This window comes from Paenibacillus sp. JQZ6Y-1 (assembly GCF_040719145.1).
GTDB lineage: Bacteria > Bacillota > Bacilli > Paenibacillales > Paenibacillaceae > Saccharibacillus > Saccharibacillus kandeliae.
In genome coordinates, this window is record NZ_JBFDUZ010000001.1 from 1,347,838 (window position 1) to 1,363,443 (window position 15,606).

The window sequence follows — 15,606 nt, forward strand, 5'->3', positions numbered from 1 at the left end:
AGATCAAATTTTTATGCTTTCCTGTATGAATTTTCAGCAATTTTTCATGTTCAGCCTTTATAATGGGTCTGCGATCGATCAAATCGAACGATAGAGAGAGATTGATCTTGCCCCATTGATCACATCATGGATGCTCTACCATTGTCTTTGCATATGAAAAGGGATATAGCGGACAAGACACATACATTACCGCAAAGGGGTTTTTGCATGCAGTCGTTTATTCAGAGGTTTTTTTATGGATTACTTATTTTCTTTGTGGCACTGTTTATCGTATCGTGCTTTTTTGTGCGTGCGGAATATATTTATGCCGTGTATGCGGATAATCCGCTGTTGGAGAGTCAACGGTTATATATGTTTATACCGCTGATTATCGTGATGCTGCTGCTCAGTGTTGTATTGTACCGACTTTGCCTAAAGCTGAATGCTTATCGAGCCAAGACGGTAATTCCGCTTGTGCTCATTGGTTCCTTTTTGCTTCAGTTGGCAATTATTTTTATTTTCCCTCGTCAGCCGACGGATGATTCTCAGACCGTACTAGGATTGGCGATGAATATGCTGTATAACGGGGATTACTCTACCTTTGAACCGGGTGGTTATCTGCATATGTTCCCATTTAACTATTCCATTGTGCTGTATTTGGAAGCATTGCTGGCAATCTTCCCTGATAACTATCTGGTGATCAAAATTTTCAACATTCTGTTTATGCTGCTCACCACGCTAATGATCTATTTGATCTACAAGCAGATCAATCCGGGTGTACAGCGCAAGGATTACGGTGTTCTCGTTTTTGCAGCGACCTTTATTCCGGCGCTCTTTATGAACAATCTGATCTACAACGATGTGATCGGTACAGCGCTATTAACAACCGCTTTTTATTTTGGTATCAAGTTTATAAAGCAGCATCGTATTCGCGATATTCTTGTTACGGCTGTGCTGCTGGCAGTGGGCAACTATTTCCGCAGTATCGGCATTATTTTCCTACTGGCGATTGTAATTACGATGCTGCTTCGACTGCGTAGTATTGGTGTGAAAAAGGTGATTCTGTCTATTTGCATCATGGGAGCATTGTTCAGCACACCAGCATTGGCGCAAAATGCACTGCTGCAAGCTACAGGTAAAGTGCAGGGTTCAGTTACTGCTAATTCCGCCCCGATCTATATGTGGCTAAATATGGGGATCAATCTAGAGCGCTTCGGCTTCTGGGACAATATGGCGAGCTATCAGATTTATCAGCGCCAAGCGAATTACAACAAGGCAGAGAGTAGTGAGCTGTTCAAGCAGTCGATTGAGCAAAAGCTATCGGATGCAAGCTTTGGCGAGCTGGCAGAAATGTATTACAAAAAGCTGATCTGGACGTGGACGGAAGGCACGTATCAGCTGGAGCGTTACGGGATTGGTAGCGATAATAGTGCTTCAGGTGGACAGCGAAATATGGGCATTATGGGCAGCTATAGCTATACCAATGTGATAACGGATCTGTTTACTGGTAATTCTGGTTATCGTACGGGTACACTTTGGATTGCGTATACGATCAGCTTCTTGATGTACTGCTTTGCACTGGTACGTCTGATCGGCAGCTTCCGCGCGAAACGGTATGAAGAAGTGTCACTGGTCTTGGTGCTGCTGGGCTTTATCGGATTTTATCTATTATGGGAAATCAAATCCCGTTATCTGTTCCCTGTGTATCCGTTGCTGATTCTGCTATCATATATGGGCTTCCGCGATGTATTCAGCTGGGCACAACACAAACAAGGTCTGAAATGGCTGACTGGCGGAAACCAACATGGAGGTGAAGCATAATGAACCATAAGGGATCACATACTCCATCTCACCCTCATTCACCTTTATCACATGTCAAAAAGAAACGTGGTAACAAAGCGTATGCAGCATCGGTGATGACGGTGCTACTGGGCAGTGCATTACTGCTGAGTGCGTGTAATCCAATTACGGCGCAGCATATTAGCTTAAACGCTTCTGCTGGTTCCGGCGTAGGCGCTGGCATGATGCGTGGTGGTATGGATGGCGGACGTAATGCAGGGATGCGCGGCATGATGAATGCAGATGCCATCGGTAGAGTCGTCTCTGTGAGCGGTAGTACAATCAAAGTAGAGCTGATGGAATCCACACGTAGCAGTAAACGCAGCGAAGCAGCAAATACAGGTACGAGTACAACTGATACTACAGGTGCATCGACTGGTGCAGGCGCAGCTGCCGGAACTGGCAATGGAGCTGCGCAGGGAATAGGCAACGGCTCGCGTTCAAGTGAATTTGGAGGCACAAGCGCTTCCGACTACACAACAACCGGCGAGCAGAAAACCATTACGCTGGCAACCAATGTCCAGATTTCCGAAATATCCAGCTTGATGCGTCAAGGTGGGAATGCTGGCGGATTTGGCGGTGGTGCACCAGCAGGCATGGGTGGCATGGCGACGGGAAGCCCTGATGCAAACACAGGTAACCGAGCAGACACCGGAAATATAGGTGGCGCAGGCAAGCCAGCGGGCGGTGCAACCGGCACGATGAGCACGCCAAACGGCAACTCTGAAATGAAGGCTTCTGATCTACAAGCTGGCGATATTGTGATGATCTGGTATAAAGACGATACACAAACGGCAGAGCGCATTACGATTTTGCCAACAGAATAATAGACAGTAAAAAGGCAGCAGACCGGAGATAAGGTTTGCTGCCTTTTTGTTGAATGTATATGCGAAATATCAAATTCGTTTTTACGTCTTTTTAGGCAGGAGTTTTATGATAAGAAAATTACGATAGGATTATGGCGCAATAGAAGCGATTGGACTGATTTTCTATCATTTATGGATAAAGCGCTTTATTCTATCCTGTCACAATTCGTTCAAAAAGTCCGTTTGTCACGGACATGATCTGTTCTGCACATACATTCAATAAGTCTGTCCCTTAGCATCGGCATGGCTCATATGCAGATAAAGAATCGTTGTTTTTACCAAAATGGGCGAAACAATGTATTTTACATATGTTTACATAAGCATAAGGAATGAGATAGAGCTGATATATCAATAAAAAAGATAAGCAGTATATCGTTGCTTCATGCGTATTCCACTTTAGAATGTACGTATCCACTGGACAATGTATGCGTTAATTATACATTGCATCGTTTTCGCTGTGCTGCAAACTATTGAAATCACATAACCTTTACATTACAATGTCACAATGAAACTCTTCACTACGTTAATGCGTTTTATCGTTTAAGAGCAAGTAGCTTGAATAAAGGGGAGCTTGTTGTGGAAGCAAAAGCAGGAGAACAAAAGCAACTAAGTAGAGGTTTGAAATCGCGCCATATCGAATTGATTGCACTTGGGGGAACAATTGGCGTCGGTTTGTTTATGGGATCATCCAGTACAATCCAATGGGCAGGACCATCGGTATTGCTGGCGTATTTGCTTGCAGGAATCATTATGCTGTTTGTCATGCGGATTATGGGGGAAATGCTGATTGTGCAGCCGGTGACAGGTTCATTTGCCACCTTTGCCCATCGGTATATTGGTCCGCTAGCAGGTTTTGTGACGGCATGGAGCTATTGGTTTTTATGGGTGACAGTCGGAATGGCGGAGGTCACAGCCATCGGGATTTACGTCAATTATTGGTTCGCTGATATTCCACAGTGGCTGCCTGCCCTAGCAGGTGTAGCGGTTATTGCGGCAGCGAATCTGGCGGCAGTTAAGTTTTATGGTGAGTTTGAATTCTGGTTTGCGATGATTAAAATTGTAGCCATCGTGTTCATGCTTATTCTCGGTACGGCGATGATTTTCTTCGGACTGGGCAATGGCGGTGTACCGATTGGTTTGTCGAATTTGTACAGTCATGGCGGATTTTTTGCTGGCGGATTAAAGGGTTTTTTATTTGCGCTATGTATTGTCACGGCGGCTTATCAAGGGATCGAGATGATCGGGATTACTGCTGGTGAAGCTGAGAATCCAAAGGAAACATTGCGCAAATCGATTAAAAATATTATCTGGCGTATTCTGATTTTCTACGCAGGTGCGATCTTTGTCATCGTGACGATTTATCCGTGGAATGAAGTGGGACAAAATGGTAGTCCGTTTGTATTGACCTTTGCCAAGGTTGGTATTGTAGCGGCAGCTGGTATTATCAATTTTGTTGTACTCACAGCAGCAATGTCCGGTTGCAACAGCGGGATTTATAGTGCGGGTCGGATGCTGTATACACTGGCGCAAAATGGACAAGCACCTAAATTCTTCGCTCGTGTTGCTAAGAATAGTGGCGTACCGCGCAACAGTATCATTACAACGATTGCGTTACTATTAATCGGTGTATTATTTAACTATCTATTTCCTGATTCCAAGCTGTTCCTGTACATTTACAGTGCCAGCATTTTGCCGGGAATGGTGCCGTGGTTTGCGTTGGCGATCAGTCAGTTCAAATTCCGCCGCCAGAATCGGGAAGCGGTCAAAGGTCACACATTCAAATCGCTCTTTTTCCCGGTTAGCAATTATATTGTGATTATCTATCTTGCCTGTGTGCTGGTAGGAATGTGCTTTAACCCAGATACCCGTGTTCCACTGATTGTAGGAGCGGTATTTATTGCAATCGTCATTATCGGCTATTTCGTGTTCCGTATTGATAAAGGCGAACAGATAAAGGAGCAAGCGAAGGTAGAAAAGCTGGGCAGTGAACAGCTGAACTCGTAAATATTGCATGTACAGAGATGTAGATAACATTTAACCTTTATGTATGCCATTTTATTCTTAATCAACAGACAAACAGACAGATTCCTTGAGATAGTGGGAATCTGTCTGTTTTTGTGTGGTACTCATATAAGTCATGAACCCGTCGATCCATGAACACATCGCCGTTCTAGTTTTCTGATTGTTTTGGCATATTACGTATCATTCAAACGGCAATTTTGATAAGCTAAGGAGTAGGTTGTGCACAGAGGGAATTGGTTCGATCCATAGAAAGAACGATTCAAGCTTGCCGCCTTATTTTGCATATTCAGGAGAAGTGTTCATGAACAATTATAAATTAACGATTCAGTATGACGGCAACCGGTATAAAGGTTGGCAGCGTCTAGGGGATAGCGACAGTACCATTCAAGGCAAAATTGAAAAAGCGATTTCCGTCCTAACTGGCGAGCAGATTGAGATGATTGGTTCTAGCCGTACAGATGCCGGTGTGCACGCGCTGTATCAAGTGGCGAATTTTAAAACATCGCAGCCGTTGACTACAGAGCGAGTGATGAGTTTTCTTAATCACTATTTGCCACCGGATATTAGTATTATTCAAGTGGAGCAGGTAGACGAGCGATTTCATTCGCGTTTTCATGCTACCGATAAAACATACGTGTATAAAATATGGAATCGGGAATACAGCCAGCCATTTTTACGCAAATACAGCATGCACGTAGTCAAGCCGTTACAGGTGGACAAGATGAAAGAAGCGGCTGCACATTTTCTTGGTGAGCATGATTTTACGGCATATGCCAATGCGAAGTCGAAGAAAAAAGACTCCGTCCGCACCATTTATCATCTAGATCTGATCGAACAAGACGGTATGCTGGAAATACGTGTAACGGGAAATGGATTCCTGTATAACATGGTTCGCAAAATCGTCGGAACGCTTATTGCTGTTGGTTTGGGTGAAAAACAGCCAGACGATATCCCGAATATTATCGCATCCAAAGATCGTGCCCAAACGGGCGGAATGGCAGATGCCGAAGGGCTGTATTTGGAGCATATTCGATTTAAAGATCAGGGGTAATTGGCAATAAATAAGCAGCTTGAAGATGTAATCATTAGCAGTATGTATTTAAGGAATAACGACGATATAGCAAAAAAATTACTACATGACATATACTGAATAAATCCCGTAATTGCGGGATCTACATAGAGCGTTAATGAGCTGTACTGCATGAATAAGAGATGTGGATGTTAGTAGCTGGATGTAAGCTTACTATGGAAAAGATGCTAAGTGAATTGCGGAAGAACGGGGAAGATATTGATTATTCGATAACGTAATCATTGGATGAAATGGAGAACTCCTAATGAATGAAATAGTAAGAATAGATCCAATCGACAATCAATTCATGATTGGTATGTATGGTGGCTTGGATATGATTAAATTCAAACGGGATTATCGCGATTCTTTTTATGGTATAGAAGCTTGCTTATTTGAGAAAAAAGATGATATGGACCAATTGCGTGAGCTTGCTGTTCAGAATGGAATGAAGATCGGGGTTCATTTCCCACTACGCGCCCATACATATCCTTTTCGAGATGCCCCCATACTGGCAAAGTGCCAACAAATGCGCGATGACGCGTATAAGGCAGTTGCACAGGAATTGGAGTATCTATCTACTTATCGACCTACTTATGTATTGTTTCATTATCCAAAACCGGTCATTCTGGATAGTCATGTAGATTGGAGTATCTGGACATTTGGCGATTCTAGTGAATATGAATACTCAAACGATACTTCAATCGCTATCATTCGGCAGCTCAGCCAAGAGTGGTTTGAATGGATTCAGAAGCAAGCTAAACGCTATGATTTTATCCCAGTAATGGAATTGGATACATGGAGCAGTTGGTTTTATAAGGAACGTTGGTTTCTTGATTTATTGGATACATACTGTGATATACGGATTTGTCTGGATATGCAGCGTCTTTATTTGCAGCAGCGGATAGATCCTGATTTTGATGTACTGAGAATCATTCGTCAGCTTGCTCCCTATACATATAGCATTCATGTATCCAATATGCAGTGCTCTGTAAATGGAGAGATATTAAACAGGCACTATCCTGTGCTGCCTGAACAAAGCACAGCTGCAGGATGGGCACCGATTGCGGAGTACTTGAAAACCATATTCAACATAAATGGTAATGTAAAGATCATGTTCGAACATCGCTCCGAACTCATTTCCGAGACTGAACTTGAGCGTTGTTATTCGTATCTTCGAGACATCATTCAATCCACGAAAAAGTAAGCGTATATGCTATGATCATTTGATCATCTAAAGCAATAGCGGTAGCCAGTCAAATATTGCTGGCTACCACTATTGCTTTACAAATCTTTTAAAATTCCAGACTATCAATAATCTTGCGGAAATACGCAATTCCATTCAGATTCACAAGTTCTCTGCCATACGCATTCAGAAAATAATCGTCATACGCATCGGTATCCAGATTATAGTGGAGCGACCACAATCCCCATGCCAGATCGTAATGCAGGTCGCCGATTCCGCCGTCACCAATATCAATGAAGCCAGATAACGTCATATCATCGTGCATGATCACATTGGGCAAGCAATAATCGCCATGAATCCATACGTGATCTATCGGCTGATAGAGGGGTGTTTGTTGCAATTCGGTCTGTACAGACAGCGAGGCTTCTTTTAAAATCTCTTGACTGCGATGAGGATATGGACAGTTATCGATAGGTATAGCATGCAGTTTGCGCAAATGATGTCCCATCGCCATAGCAAGCTGCTCAGGTTGTTGCAGAAATGTCCCTGCAACTCCATCGTTTCCCTGTACTGCTGCTGTGAGCAAATAATCATGCTGTGCTGTTGTCGTGTAAGCAATTACTTCAGGTGATAATTGATACGCATTCAAGCATACATTGATCTGATATTCGCGCTCCAGTTTACCCGGAGACATGATTTTCAGAAACATAGATGATGTTCCTTGAAATAGTAGGGTTCTTGCTTCCGAAGACGAACTGCTGTCGTGCACAATAGCATCCTGCTCCAAATGTTGAACAATAACTGGGGGTAACGTTGTCATATCAAAATCGATTTTTGTTCGTTTCATTATGTAGTCTCCTGTCGTTCATTGGGTATATGACTTGCATATGATCTACTATCTTGCTAGGTATCTCTTAACAGCTTAATTCATTTATAAAGGAGCATCAACCATGAACAATGATCGTGTTATTCTTGTGCAGCATCGTAAGCTCAAAAGTCAGCGGCTTATTTTGCGCTGGGTGGAGCTGAGCGATGCGCCTGATTTGTTTGAGGTCGTATCGGATCAGGAGACGACCCGCTTTTTGTTTCCGCCGCATGACAATGTGCAGCAAACGGAGCGTATGATTGCAAATTATTATATGGAAGAGCCGCAGGGCAAATATGCAGTTGTATTAAAGGAAACAGGTAAAGTGATTGGCACCTTTGAATTTCGAGTACATGCTCATAATCGTAGCGGCGAAATTGGCTTTACGCTAGGCAGTCGCTATTGGGGACATGGTTATATGACGGAAGCGGGCAAGCTGATTTTGGAGCTGGCATTCCGTGAATTGAAGTTAGAACGCGTCTATGCAATGCACGATACGACCAATCCAGCATCGGGACGATTGATGCAGCGTCTTGGTATGACGCTGGAAGGTATATTACGGCATGAACGGATGGATAGTAATCGTTGGGTGGACAGTGCGCATTATTCGATTTTGCAGCATGAGTATATACAGTTGGACGAAAATTCCACAAGTTGAAGACGCTGGGCATAGGCAAAAAACATTTAGCAACCAGAGCCCAAAGCAGGTTTAGAACCCTACAAATCCGTTTAATAAGACTCAATCACTTAACAATGAAAGGCTATATAGCCGAAAGGAAGCGAGACTTATGAACGAAAATCGTAATGTTGATGTAGACAAAAGAGAAGTGCGCGTAGAGCGTAAATCGGATTCTGGAATGGTTGCATCGACGTTTATTAAATATGCAGCATACATTATTATTTTAGGGCTGGTATTGTGGTTCCTGATCAAATATCTGCTGCCAATGTTCCAGTAATATAGTTGATGATTGGAGCCTGTAGAGTAGATGTCAGGAACGGCTGAGATTCTGCATCTCTTCGATAGTTCTTCGAATTTGTTTTATGCTAAATAGCTTCATTCCTGATTATGTTGATCGAACAGGAATGAGGCTTTTTGCTGTTGGTGAGTTGTGGAATAACAGGATAGGCATTTAATATGATTTTGAATATCACGCAGAATGTTCCATTTTTTAAATTAGGACGTTTTCAAGAATAAGGTTGGTTTAAAGGTTGTGTGTACAGGTTACATAATGAGAGTTGGGACAGATGATAAACAGCAAGATACTTACATCCATTCAGAGGAGGAAATCAATCATGGCAGACCTGTACACCATGCAAGATCCGACGAAACAATTTCCCAAGGCAGGACCGGAGTTGAAGCAACAGCAGGAGGAACCAGGCCTGCAAACGAAGATGAATCCTATCCCGGATTCCGGTGAAGAAACATACCGTGGCACCGGCAGACTGACCGGACGCAAAGCTCTTGTCACCGGCGCAGATAGCGGTATCGGACGTGCGGCAGCGATTGCTTATGCACGCGAAGGCGCAGACGTAGTCATCGCCTATTTACCAGAAGAGGAAGAAGATGCACAACAAGTCATCAAGCTGATCGAAGCGGAAGGTCGCAAAGCGGTAGCTGTACCGGGCGATCTGAAGGATGAGCAATATTGTGTGCAACTGATCGAAACGACAGTCAAAGAGTTGGGTGGTATCGACATTCTGGCGAACGTTGCCGGTAAACAGCAACACGTCAAAGATATTGCCGATCTGACTACCGAGCAATTTGACCATACCTTCAAAACGAACGTTTACTCGCTATTCTGGCTCTGTAAAGCAGCCATCAAACATATGAAGCCAGGTAGCAGCATTATTAATACATCCTCCATTCAGGCATACAGCCCATCGGAGATTCTGCTGGATTATGCAACAACCAAATCCGCGATCAATACATTCAGCAAAGCACTGGCACAACAAGTGGGACCGAAAGGTATCCGTGTTAACGTAGTCGCTCCGGGTCCAGTATGGACACCGCTGCAAATCGTTGGCGGTCAACCACAAGAAGCATTGCCTGAGTTTGGTGAGCAAACTCCGCTCGGTCGTCCGGGTCAACCGGTCGAAATGGCTCCAGCATACGTATTCCTAGCAAGTCAGGAATCCAGCTATGTTAGCGGTGAAACGCTGAATGCCAATGGCGGTATGCCAACTCCATAAGTAATAACGCGTCATTCTCATCAACAACAAACAGTTAGTAGAAAAAAGATAAGCCCGGATATAGAGCGACATATGTTGTCTATATCCGGGCTTTTTAATGCTGAATTGCTTATTGGATTTTGAATGTCTGCTACTCTTTGGTCCCTAAAATATCGGTATTGGGCGGTACATACCCCATTTGACGCGCGAGAGCCATCACTTGCCCTTTATGATGGAATTCATGAGTGATGGTATGCAGCAGTAATTTACTTGGTGTCATAGAGATAGGTTCCCCTTGATCTCTCCATGGAATGCTTCGCTGAATCGGTTCATCCATGACATGAGCATATTCTAATAGAACTTGGTCTACATAACGATCCACTTGCGTAAAGCGGGCTTGGATGTCTTTCAAATCGAAGGATAAGCGTTGTTCGTTAGAGGTAATGGGGGTTTTTGTTTGTAGCAATATATAAGAGCCAAGCCAAGCATGATAACAATCTGCGATATGAACCAGCGTATCTCTAATACTTGGAGAACCCTGTTCATGATAGCGAGTGAAATCGTCTGGATGTAGTTCCTTGCAGAAATCAAGCAGGATGGCTCGGGTCTGTTTGACCCATTGATATTCGTTGGAATGCACGAGATCTCCTCCAATATGTAAATATTCCTTATATTCCAGCACATTTCTTTCTTACGCGCCAACACCGTTATTCCTTATAGACCAACACAATCATAGCTTCTGTTCGATGATAACGTATGTTTTCGGATATGTACAAGTTATTGTGTAGGTGAATGGTACTTCAGCAATATCCAAACGAGTAGCAAAATAGGCAAAACTCATATATCTATAGTGATCAACCATTACCTATCCCTTTTTGTCAGATGTACAGTTGCAGTGCTGGTAGCGGATAGGTATATAATGGAAACGTTGGGGTAGTATTGTTCAGCTGAGGTTGGTTGTATATGGTTTTGATGATGTAGATGGTCAATGTTCTCACTGGCGACGGTATGTAAAAGAGCAGGAATTTTGAAGAAGCAATGGAAGCGGGCAGAGTAAGTTGCACAGAGTGATACAAAATACGTGTCATATGAAGGAGTAGATGCTTATGACGGAGCTGTATATCATTCGTCATTGTCAGGCGACTGGGCAGGAGGCAGAAGCGGAATTGACCGACATCGGCAAGCTACAGGCGATTGAACTAGCTGATTCTCTACAATCCGTCGGTATTGATTATATTGTCACCAGTACGTATGAACGTGCGCGCTGTACGATTGAGCCATTGGCACAGCGAATTGGGTTACCCGTAAATGAAGATGAGCGATTGATCGAGCGTGTATTATGCGGCAATTCTCACCAGAATTGGCGCGAGATGCTGCGGCGCACGTATGATGAACCGGAGCTATGTTACGAAGGCGGCGAATCGAGTTGTGCTGCTGTGGAGAGAGCTTTGCAAGTAGTGCAATCTATATTGTCCGCGTCGTATGAGCGTCCAGCGCTAGTTTCACATGGCAATTTGATCTCGCTACTGCTAAGGCATTACGAGTCTTCCTTCGGTTTTGCAGAATGGGAGCGTTTGTCGAATCCCGATGTGTATGTAATCAAGATGCAACCAGAGCATACGGTGATCGAAAGGGTATGGGTTTGATTTACATATAACACTATGCTAAGGTATTGTTGTTACGAATCATAATCTACTAATACATCATATACAAGGAGGAAGTTTAATGAGTACAGAATCCTTATTCCAACCTTTTCATAGTGAAAAATTAAATCTGAGCAACCGAATCGTGATGGCACCAATGACCCGCGGTTTCTCTCCGGGCAATGTACCGGGTGAGGATGTAGCGGAATACTATCGTCGCCGCGCAGCTGGTGGCGTCGGACTCATTGTAACGGAAGGAACTGGCATCAATCATCCCTCCTCAATCAGTGGCGCCAGCATCCCTGTTTTCCACGGCGAAGCAGCGCTGGCAGGCTGGAAAAAAGTCGTTGAAGCTGTACATGCAGAAGGCGGCAAAATCGCTCCACAGCTCTGGCACGTTGGTATGGCGCGGAAACAGGGCGATGAGCCGAATCCCGAAGTAGCACCAGTCGGACCATCTGGTCTTAATTTGCAAGGGGAGGAAAAGGGCGTACCGCTTAGTGAAGTGGAGATCGATGATCTGATTCAAGCCTATGCCCAAGCAGCCTCGGATGCGAAGAAAGTTGGCTTTGACGCAATTGAGCTGCATGGCGCGCACGGTTATCTGATTGACCAATTCTTATGGGAGCGTACAAATCGCCGTACGGATCGCTTTGGCGGTGATTTGGTTGGGCGTGCTACCTTTGCGATTGAGATAGTAAAAGCCTGCCGTGCAGCCGTAGGCGAAGATTTCCCAATCATTTTCCGTTTCTCTCAATGGAAAATGTCTGATTACACAGCGAAGCTGGCAGAAACACCGGAGCAATTGAAGGAGCTGCTGCAACCATTGGCAGATGCAGGCGTGGATATTTTCCATGCGTCTACGCGTCGTTTCTGGGTGCCGGAATTTGAAGGCTCCGATCTCAATCTCGCAGGCTGGACGCAAAAGCTGACTGGCAAACCGACAATCTCGGTCGGTTCGGTTGGACTCAAAGCTGAATTCACACCGGGGCAAAATCAGCCAGTGGAAGATGATCCAACCGCACATCTAGACGAGCTGATTACTCATCTGGATAAAGGTGAATTCGATCTGATCGCTATTGGGCGTGCGCTGATTAGTGATGCCGAGTGGCCAAACAAAGTCCGCGATCAACGCACTACAGATATTCAGACGTTTAGCAAAGAGGATTTGCAATCGCTGGTCTGAACTAGCTGGAATGTGTAGGTTTCAGTGATCGTGTAGATCTAAGCTGATCATATAGAACTTACTTGGTGTAATACCTCTAATAGTATGTTTAGTATCAAAGATTTCATTCGTTTGCCATCCAAGTAGTATCTGCATTGGTGCTTTGTGGTATACAAGAGCGGTTGGGATATGATCCTGACCGCTCTTTACTGTATACACCTTTTTAATAGTATGTATCTTTTCAATATATGTCTTTTTAGTATGGATGGATCAATATTGATTCCTTGCAGGGAGAGAGAAATGAAGAGTGAAATGTCTACAATTTAATCGTCTACTAAAGATTAGATGATTAATAAATAGACCATGTGGTAATACAACAGAGTACAGACATTACAAATTTGCATATAAAGTTACCTATTCACTCATACTTATACTCAACAGGAGGAATACATCATGACACAAAAATTACAGCAAACTGTAGCACTCGTTACTGGAGCAAGCAGTGGTATTGGCGAAGCGACAGCGAAGACTCTTGCCGCGCAAGGCGCATCTGTAGCTCTGGTGGCTCGTCGTCGGGATCGTTTGGAAAAGCTGGCTTCTGAGATTGAAGCCGCAGGCGGTAAGGCGCTGGTGATTGAAGCGGACATTACCGAACAGAAGCAGGCAGAGCAAGCGGTACAGCAAGCTGTAGAGCATTATGGTCGGCTGGATACAGTAGTCAACAATGCGGGAGTGATGCTGCTTGGACCAGCACAGGACGCACCGCTGGAGGAATGGGAGCGTATGGTGTCGATCAATATTAACGGGCTGCTGTATGTATCTCATGCTGCACTGCCGCATTTGGTAAAAGCAGCCGCTTCCTCAGAGCGTAATGTTGCCGACTTGGTCAATATTAGCTCCGTTGCTGGACGTAAAACGATGGCAGGCGGCGCTGTTTACAATCTAACCAAATTTGGTGTCGCTGCCTTTACCGATGCGCTTCGCCAGGAAACAGCTGGACAAAGTGTACGTGTGTCTGCTGTCGAGCCGGGTGCGGTAGCTACGGAATTGAGCAATCATATGCGCGATGAAGTACGTGAACAGAGTATGAAAGCATTCAGCGATATAGAGACGCTGGAAGCGCAGGATATTGCAGAGGCGATTGAATATATCGTTACTCGTCCACGCCGTGTCGCAGTGAATGAGGTACTGATCCGACCTACAGATCAAGCGTTGTAAGCTGAGCGGAAGTAGCAGATGAGCGATTTCACTGCCTGATGCATAAATAGCTTGAATGACAAAGTCGTAGTGCTTAATCTATGAAGTGCAAAGAAAACCACATGCGCATATCCTTTCTAGGGATACGCGCATGTGGTTTTTACATATATATATGCAATCATTTACTCAAACCCAAGACATGGGACTTTGTAGGCTCTTATAACGTAACAAGCTGTCGATTGTGTATCCATCTGCCCGCAACCAGCGAAGCAGAGAGTATTGAGAAGAGGATGCTTCATTTTCAACCATGAACAACAAAGAGATGAGCAATGATCCATTCCTCTTCCAAGGATACAAAGCCTGTCATAGAGGTGTATGACGTATGAGAAGTACAAGTCGCCCCAAAACGATAACCTTTTCATTCTATCCATTTCTATATGTCAATTTGTACTAAGACAGACGTTGTGATTTCTGTATAGAGGTATGCACAAGCGCTGGAATATAGTAGTGTTTAACCTGTATTTTCCAAATAAACGTTAAAGGAGACTATTATGCCGAAACCATGGAGTCGCTGTTTTGTTCCTTTTCTTGCTATGATTCTTGCCTTCACGTCAGTATTCTCCAGTTATGCCCATGCGGAAGTACAGAAGGATGCGGTAAACCAGCAAGCGCTTGATCGTGCCAAAGAGGTTGCATCGATGACAGAGGAGGAAAGGCAGCAAGAGCTGGGCAGTATTCCAGATCTGGAATCCAAGCAAGCTGCCCTGTCTGAGTCGCTTGTATATCAATCCAATACCGGTAAAATTGTAATCAATCAGGTAAAGGCGAAGCAATTGTATTCGTTCTCTGAACAAGAATTGAAAGGATATAGCGCTTTTCTAAGTAGTCTTACTCCTGATGAAACGCATGATTTATTGAAGGCGTATGGAGTGGATGTGTCGACAGCAGCTCCAATAGAGGGGAACGTCGTCACTCCTCAGATCGCTCCTATCATCTGGATTGGTATCATTGCGATTGGCGTTATCGCTGGCGGAGTCATCTTCAGTGCCCTTTATTTTAATCATCAGCAAAAAATGACCTTAATCAATCGTTGTTATGACGAAGGCGGTACTCCGAAGATCGATAGTCGCGATCAGAGTGGACTCAACGGAACAACCAACAGTGGTGCAGCAGAAGGTGCAAACGGATACAAATTTGAATGTATTAAATAATATTGTACTACCGATATGATCGAACGATCACTATGATCAAACGGGAGGGATACTCATATGGGACTGACGATATTGATGTACAGTCTGGCTGTGCTGGTTGTGGGCGTGATTGCGCTCGCCTTTTATACGACGGTACAAACGTATAAATTAAAACAGCGTGAATTGGAATTGCAGCGCATGGAGCTGCAAAGCAAAGGAACAACGGGCGAGAATATGGCAGGCTCAACATCCTAAGCTAACGACTGCCAAACCGATATCATATGCTGTTATTGGATAAAAGAACGAGAGGAACATGAAAGCCAAGCAAAGCTGAACTAGAGGATGTGATAGATATGATCGTAGAATGGATGTACTATTTGCTTGCTCTTCTTGTGATCGTTGTGATTGTACTTGCTTTC

Annotated in this window: 15 protein-coding genes; 13 read left to right on the forward strand and 2 right to left on the reverse strand. The window is 44.2% G+C overall.

From position 1 onward, the window contains the following. Nucleotides 1–207: 207 nt before the first annotated feature. The 5 genes from ABXR35_RS05970 to ABXR35_RS05990 all read left to right on the forward strand — a co-directional run bounded on the left by ABXR35_RS05970 (nt 208) and on the right by ABXR35_RS05990 (nt 6,979). Nucleotides 208–1,800: a glycosyltransferase family 39 protein gene (locus tag ABXR35_RS05970; RefSeq protein WP_367056815.1), complete on the forward strand. Its 1,593-nt coding sequence runs from the start codon at nt 208–210 to the stop codon at nt 1,798–1,800. Next, nucleotides 1,800–2,645, forward strand: coding sequence for a hypothetical protein (locus ABXR35_RS05975; RefSeq protein ID WP_367056818.1), 846 nt, complete (start codon nt 1,800–1,802; stop codon nt 2,643–2,645). The genes ABXR35_RS05970 and ABXR35_RS05975 overlap by 1 nt, the downstream gene beginning before the upstream one ends. Nucleotides 2,646–3,260: 615 nt before the next feature. Beyond that, a complete protein-coding gene (locus ABXR35_RS05980; RefSeq protein WP_367056821.1) occupies nt 3,261–4,688 on the forward strand; it encodes an amino acid permease in 1,428 nt (475 codons plus the stop codon). A gap of 319 nt (nt 4,689–5,007) precedes the next feature. Then, on the forward strand, nt 5,008–5,757 hold the full coding sequence (truA, locus tag ABXR35_RS05985) for a tRNA pseudouridine(38-40) synthase TruA (protein WP_367056824.1): 750 nt from the start codon (nt 5,008–5,010) through the stop codon (nt 5,755–5,757). A gap of 283 nt (nt 5,758–6,040) precedes the next feature. Beyond that, complete coding sequence (locus tag ABXR35_RS05990) at nt 6,041–6,979, forward strand: sugar phosphate isomerase/epimerase (protein ID WP_367056827.1); 939 nt, start codon at nt 6,041–6,043, stop codon at nt 6,977–6,979. Nucleotides 6,980–7,067: 88 nt separating this feature from the next. Here the strand turns inward: ABXR35_RS05990 and ABXR35_RS05995 are convergent, their stop codons facing one another. Continuing rightward, on the reverse strand, nt 7,068–7,805 hold the full coding sequence (locus ABXR35_RS05995) for a phosphotransferase (RefSeq protein WP_367056830.1): 738 nt from the start codon (nt 7,803–7,805) through the stop codon (nt 7,068–7,070). 103 nt (nt 7,806–7,908) lie between these two features. On the opposite strand from ABXR35_RS05995, the gene ABXR35_RS06000 reads away from it, so the two are divergent. The 3 genes from ABXR35_RS06000 (at nt 7,909) to ABXR35_RS06010 (ending at nt 10,013) form a co-directional block, all read left to right on the forward strand. Then, complete coding sequence (locus ABXR35_RS06000; protein ID WP_367056833.1) at nt 7,909–8,481, forward strand: GNAT family N-acetyltransferase; 573 nt, start codon at nt 7,909–7,911, stop codon at nt 8,479–8,481. A gap of 130 nt (nt 8,482–8,611) precedes the next feature. Beyond that, nucleotides 8,612–8,779: a hypothetical protein gene (locus ABXR35_RS06005; RefSeq protein WP_367056836.1), complete on the forward strand. Its 168-nt coding sequence runs from the start codon at nt 8,612–8,614 to the stop codon at nt 8,777–8,779. A gap of 337 nt (nt 8,780–9,116) precedes the next feature. Continuing rightward, nucleotides 9,117–10,013, forward strand: coding sequence for an SDR family oxidoreductase (locus ABXR35_RS06010; protein ID WP_367056839.1), 897 nt, complete (start codon nt 9,117–9,119; stop codon nt 10,011–10,013). 130 nt (nt 10,014–10,143) lie between these two features. On the opposite strand, the gene ABXR35_RS06015 is transcribed toward ABXR35_RS06010, so the two are convergent. Then, complete coding sequence (locus ABXR35_RS06015; protein ID WP_367056842.1) at nt 10,144–10,632, reverse strand: DinB family protein; 489 nt, start codon at nt 10,630–10,632, stop codon at nt 10,144–10,146. 466 nt (nt 10,633–11,098) lie between these two features. Between ABXR35_RS06015 and ABXR35_RS06020 the strand changes: the two genes are divergently transcribed. The 5 genes from ABXR35_RS06020 (at nt 11,099) to ABXR35_RS06040 (ending at nt 15,442) form a co-directional block, all read left to right on the forward strand. Continuing rightward, entirely contained in the window at nt 11,099–11,638 is a 540-nt protein-coding gene (locus ABXR35_RS06020) for a histidine phosphatase family protein (RefSeq protein ID WP_367056845.1), read from the forward strand. A gap of 79 nt (nt 11,639–11,717) precedes the next feature. After that, nucleotides 11,718–12,821, forward strand: a complete 1,104-nt coding sequence (locus tag ABXR35_RS06025; RefSeq protein WP_367056848.1) for an NADH:flavin oxidoreductase — start codon at nt 11,718–11,720, stop codon at nt 12,819–12,821. A gap of 432 nt (nt 12,822–13,253) precedes the next feature. After that, nucleotides 13,254–14,018 carry an SDR family NAD(P)-dependent oxidoreductase gene (locus ABXR35_RS06030; RefSeq protein WP_367056851.1) on the forward strand — a complete coding sequence of 255 codons (765 nt, stop codon included), beginning with the start codon at nt 13,254–13,256 and terminating at the stop codon, nt 14,016–14,018. A gap of 530 nt (nt 14,019–14,548) precedes the next feature. Beyond that, nucleotides 14,549–15,208: a hypothetical protein gene (locus tag ABXR35_RS06035; RefSeq protein ID WP_367056854.1), complete on the forward strand. Its 660-nt coding sequence runs from the start codon at nt 14,549–14,551 to the stop codon at nt 15,206–15,208. A gap of 57 nt (nt 15,209–15,265) precedes the next feature. Further along, nucleotides 15,266–15,442, forward strand: coding sequence for a hypothetical protein (locus ABXR35_RS06040; RefSeq protein WP_367056857.1), 177 nt, complete (start codon nt 15,266–15,268; stop codon nt 15,440–15,442). Nucleotides 15,443–15,606: the final 164 nt, after the last annotated feature.

Excerpts from the sequence above, each read along its gene's own strand:
- ABXR35_RS05970 (WP_367056815.1), top strand. The coding sequence starts at position 208 with ATGCAGTCGTTTATTCAGAGGTTTTTTTATGGATTACTTATTTTCTTT.
- ABXR35_RS05975 (WP_367056818.1), top strand. The coding sequence starts at position 1,800 with ATGAACCATAAGGGATCACATACTCCATCTCACCCTCATTCACCTTTA.
- truA (WP_367056824.1), top strand. The coding sequence starts at position 5,008 with ATGAACAATTATAAATTAACGATTCAGTATGACGGCAACCGGTATAAA.
- ABXR35_RS05990 (WP_367056827.1), top strand. The coding sequence starts at position 6,041 with ATGAATGAAATAGTAAGAATAGATCCAATCGACAATCAATTCATGATT.
- ABXR35_RS05995 (WP_367056830.1), bottom strand. The coding sequence starts at position 7,805 with ATGAAACGAACAAAAATCGATTTTGATATGACAACGTTACCCCCAGTT.
- ABXR35_RS06000 (WP_367056833.1), top strand. The coding sequence starts at position 7,909 with ATGAACAATGATCGTGTTATTCTTGTGCAGCATCGTAAGCTCAAAAGT.
- ABXR35_RS06005 (WP_367056836.1), top strand. The coding sequence starts at position 8,612 with ATGAACGAAAATCGTAATGTTGATGTAGACAAAAGAGAAGTGCGCGTA.
- ABXR35_RS06010 (WP_367056839.1), top strand. The coding sequence starts at position 9,117 with ATGGCAGACCTGTACACCATGCAAGATCCGACGAAACAATTTCCCAAG.
- ABXR35_RS06020 (WP_367056845.1), top strand. The coding sequence starts at position 11,099 with ATGACGGAGCTGTATATCATTCGTCATTGTCAGGCGACTGGGCAGGAG.
- ABXR35_RS06025 (WP_367056848.1), top strand. The coding sequence starts at position 11,718 with ATGAGTACAGAATCCTTATTCCAACCTTTTCATAGTGAAAAATTAAAT.
- ABXR35_RS06030 (WP_367056851.1), top strand. The coding sequence starts at position 13,254 with ATGACACAAAAATTACAGCAAACTGTAGCACTCGTTACTGGAGCAAGC.
- ABXR35_RS06035 (WP_367056854.1), top strand. The coding sequence starts at position 14,549 with ATGCCGAAACCATGGAGTCGCTGTTTTGTTCCTTTTCTTGCTATGATT.
- ABXR35_RS06040 (WP_367056857.1), top strand. The coding sequence starts at position 15,266 with ATGGGACTGACGATATTGATGTACAGTCTGGCTGTGCTGGTTGTGGGC.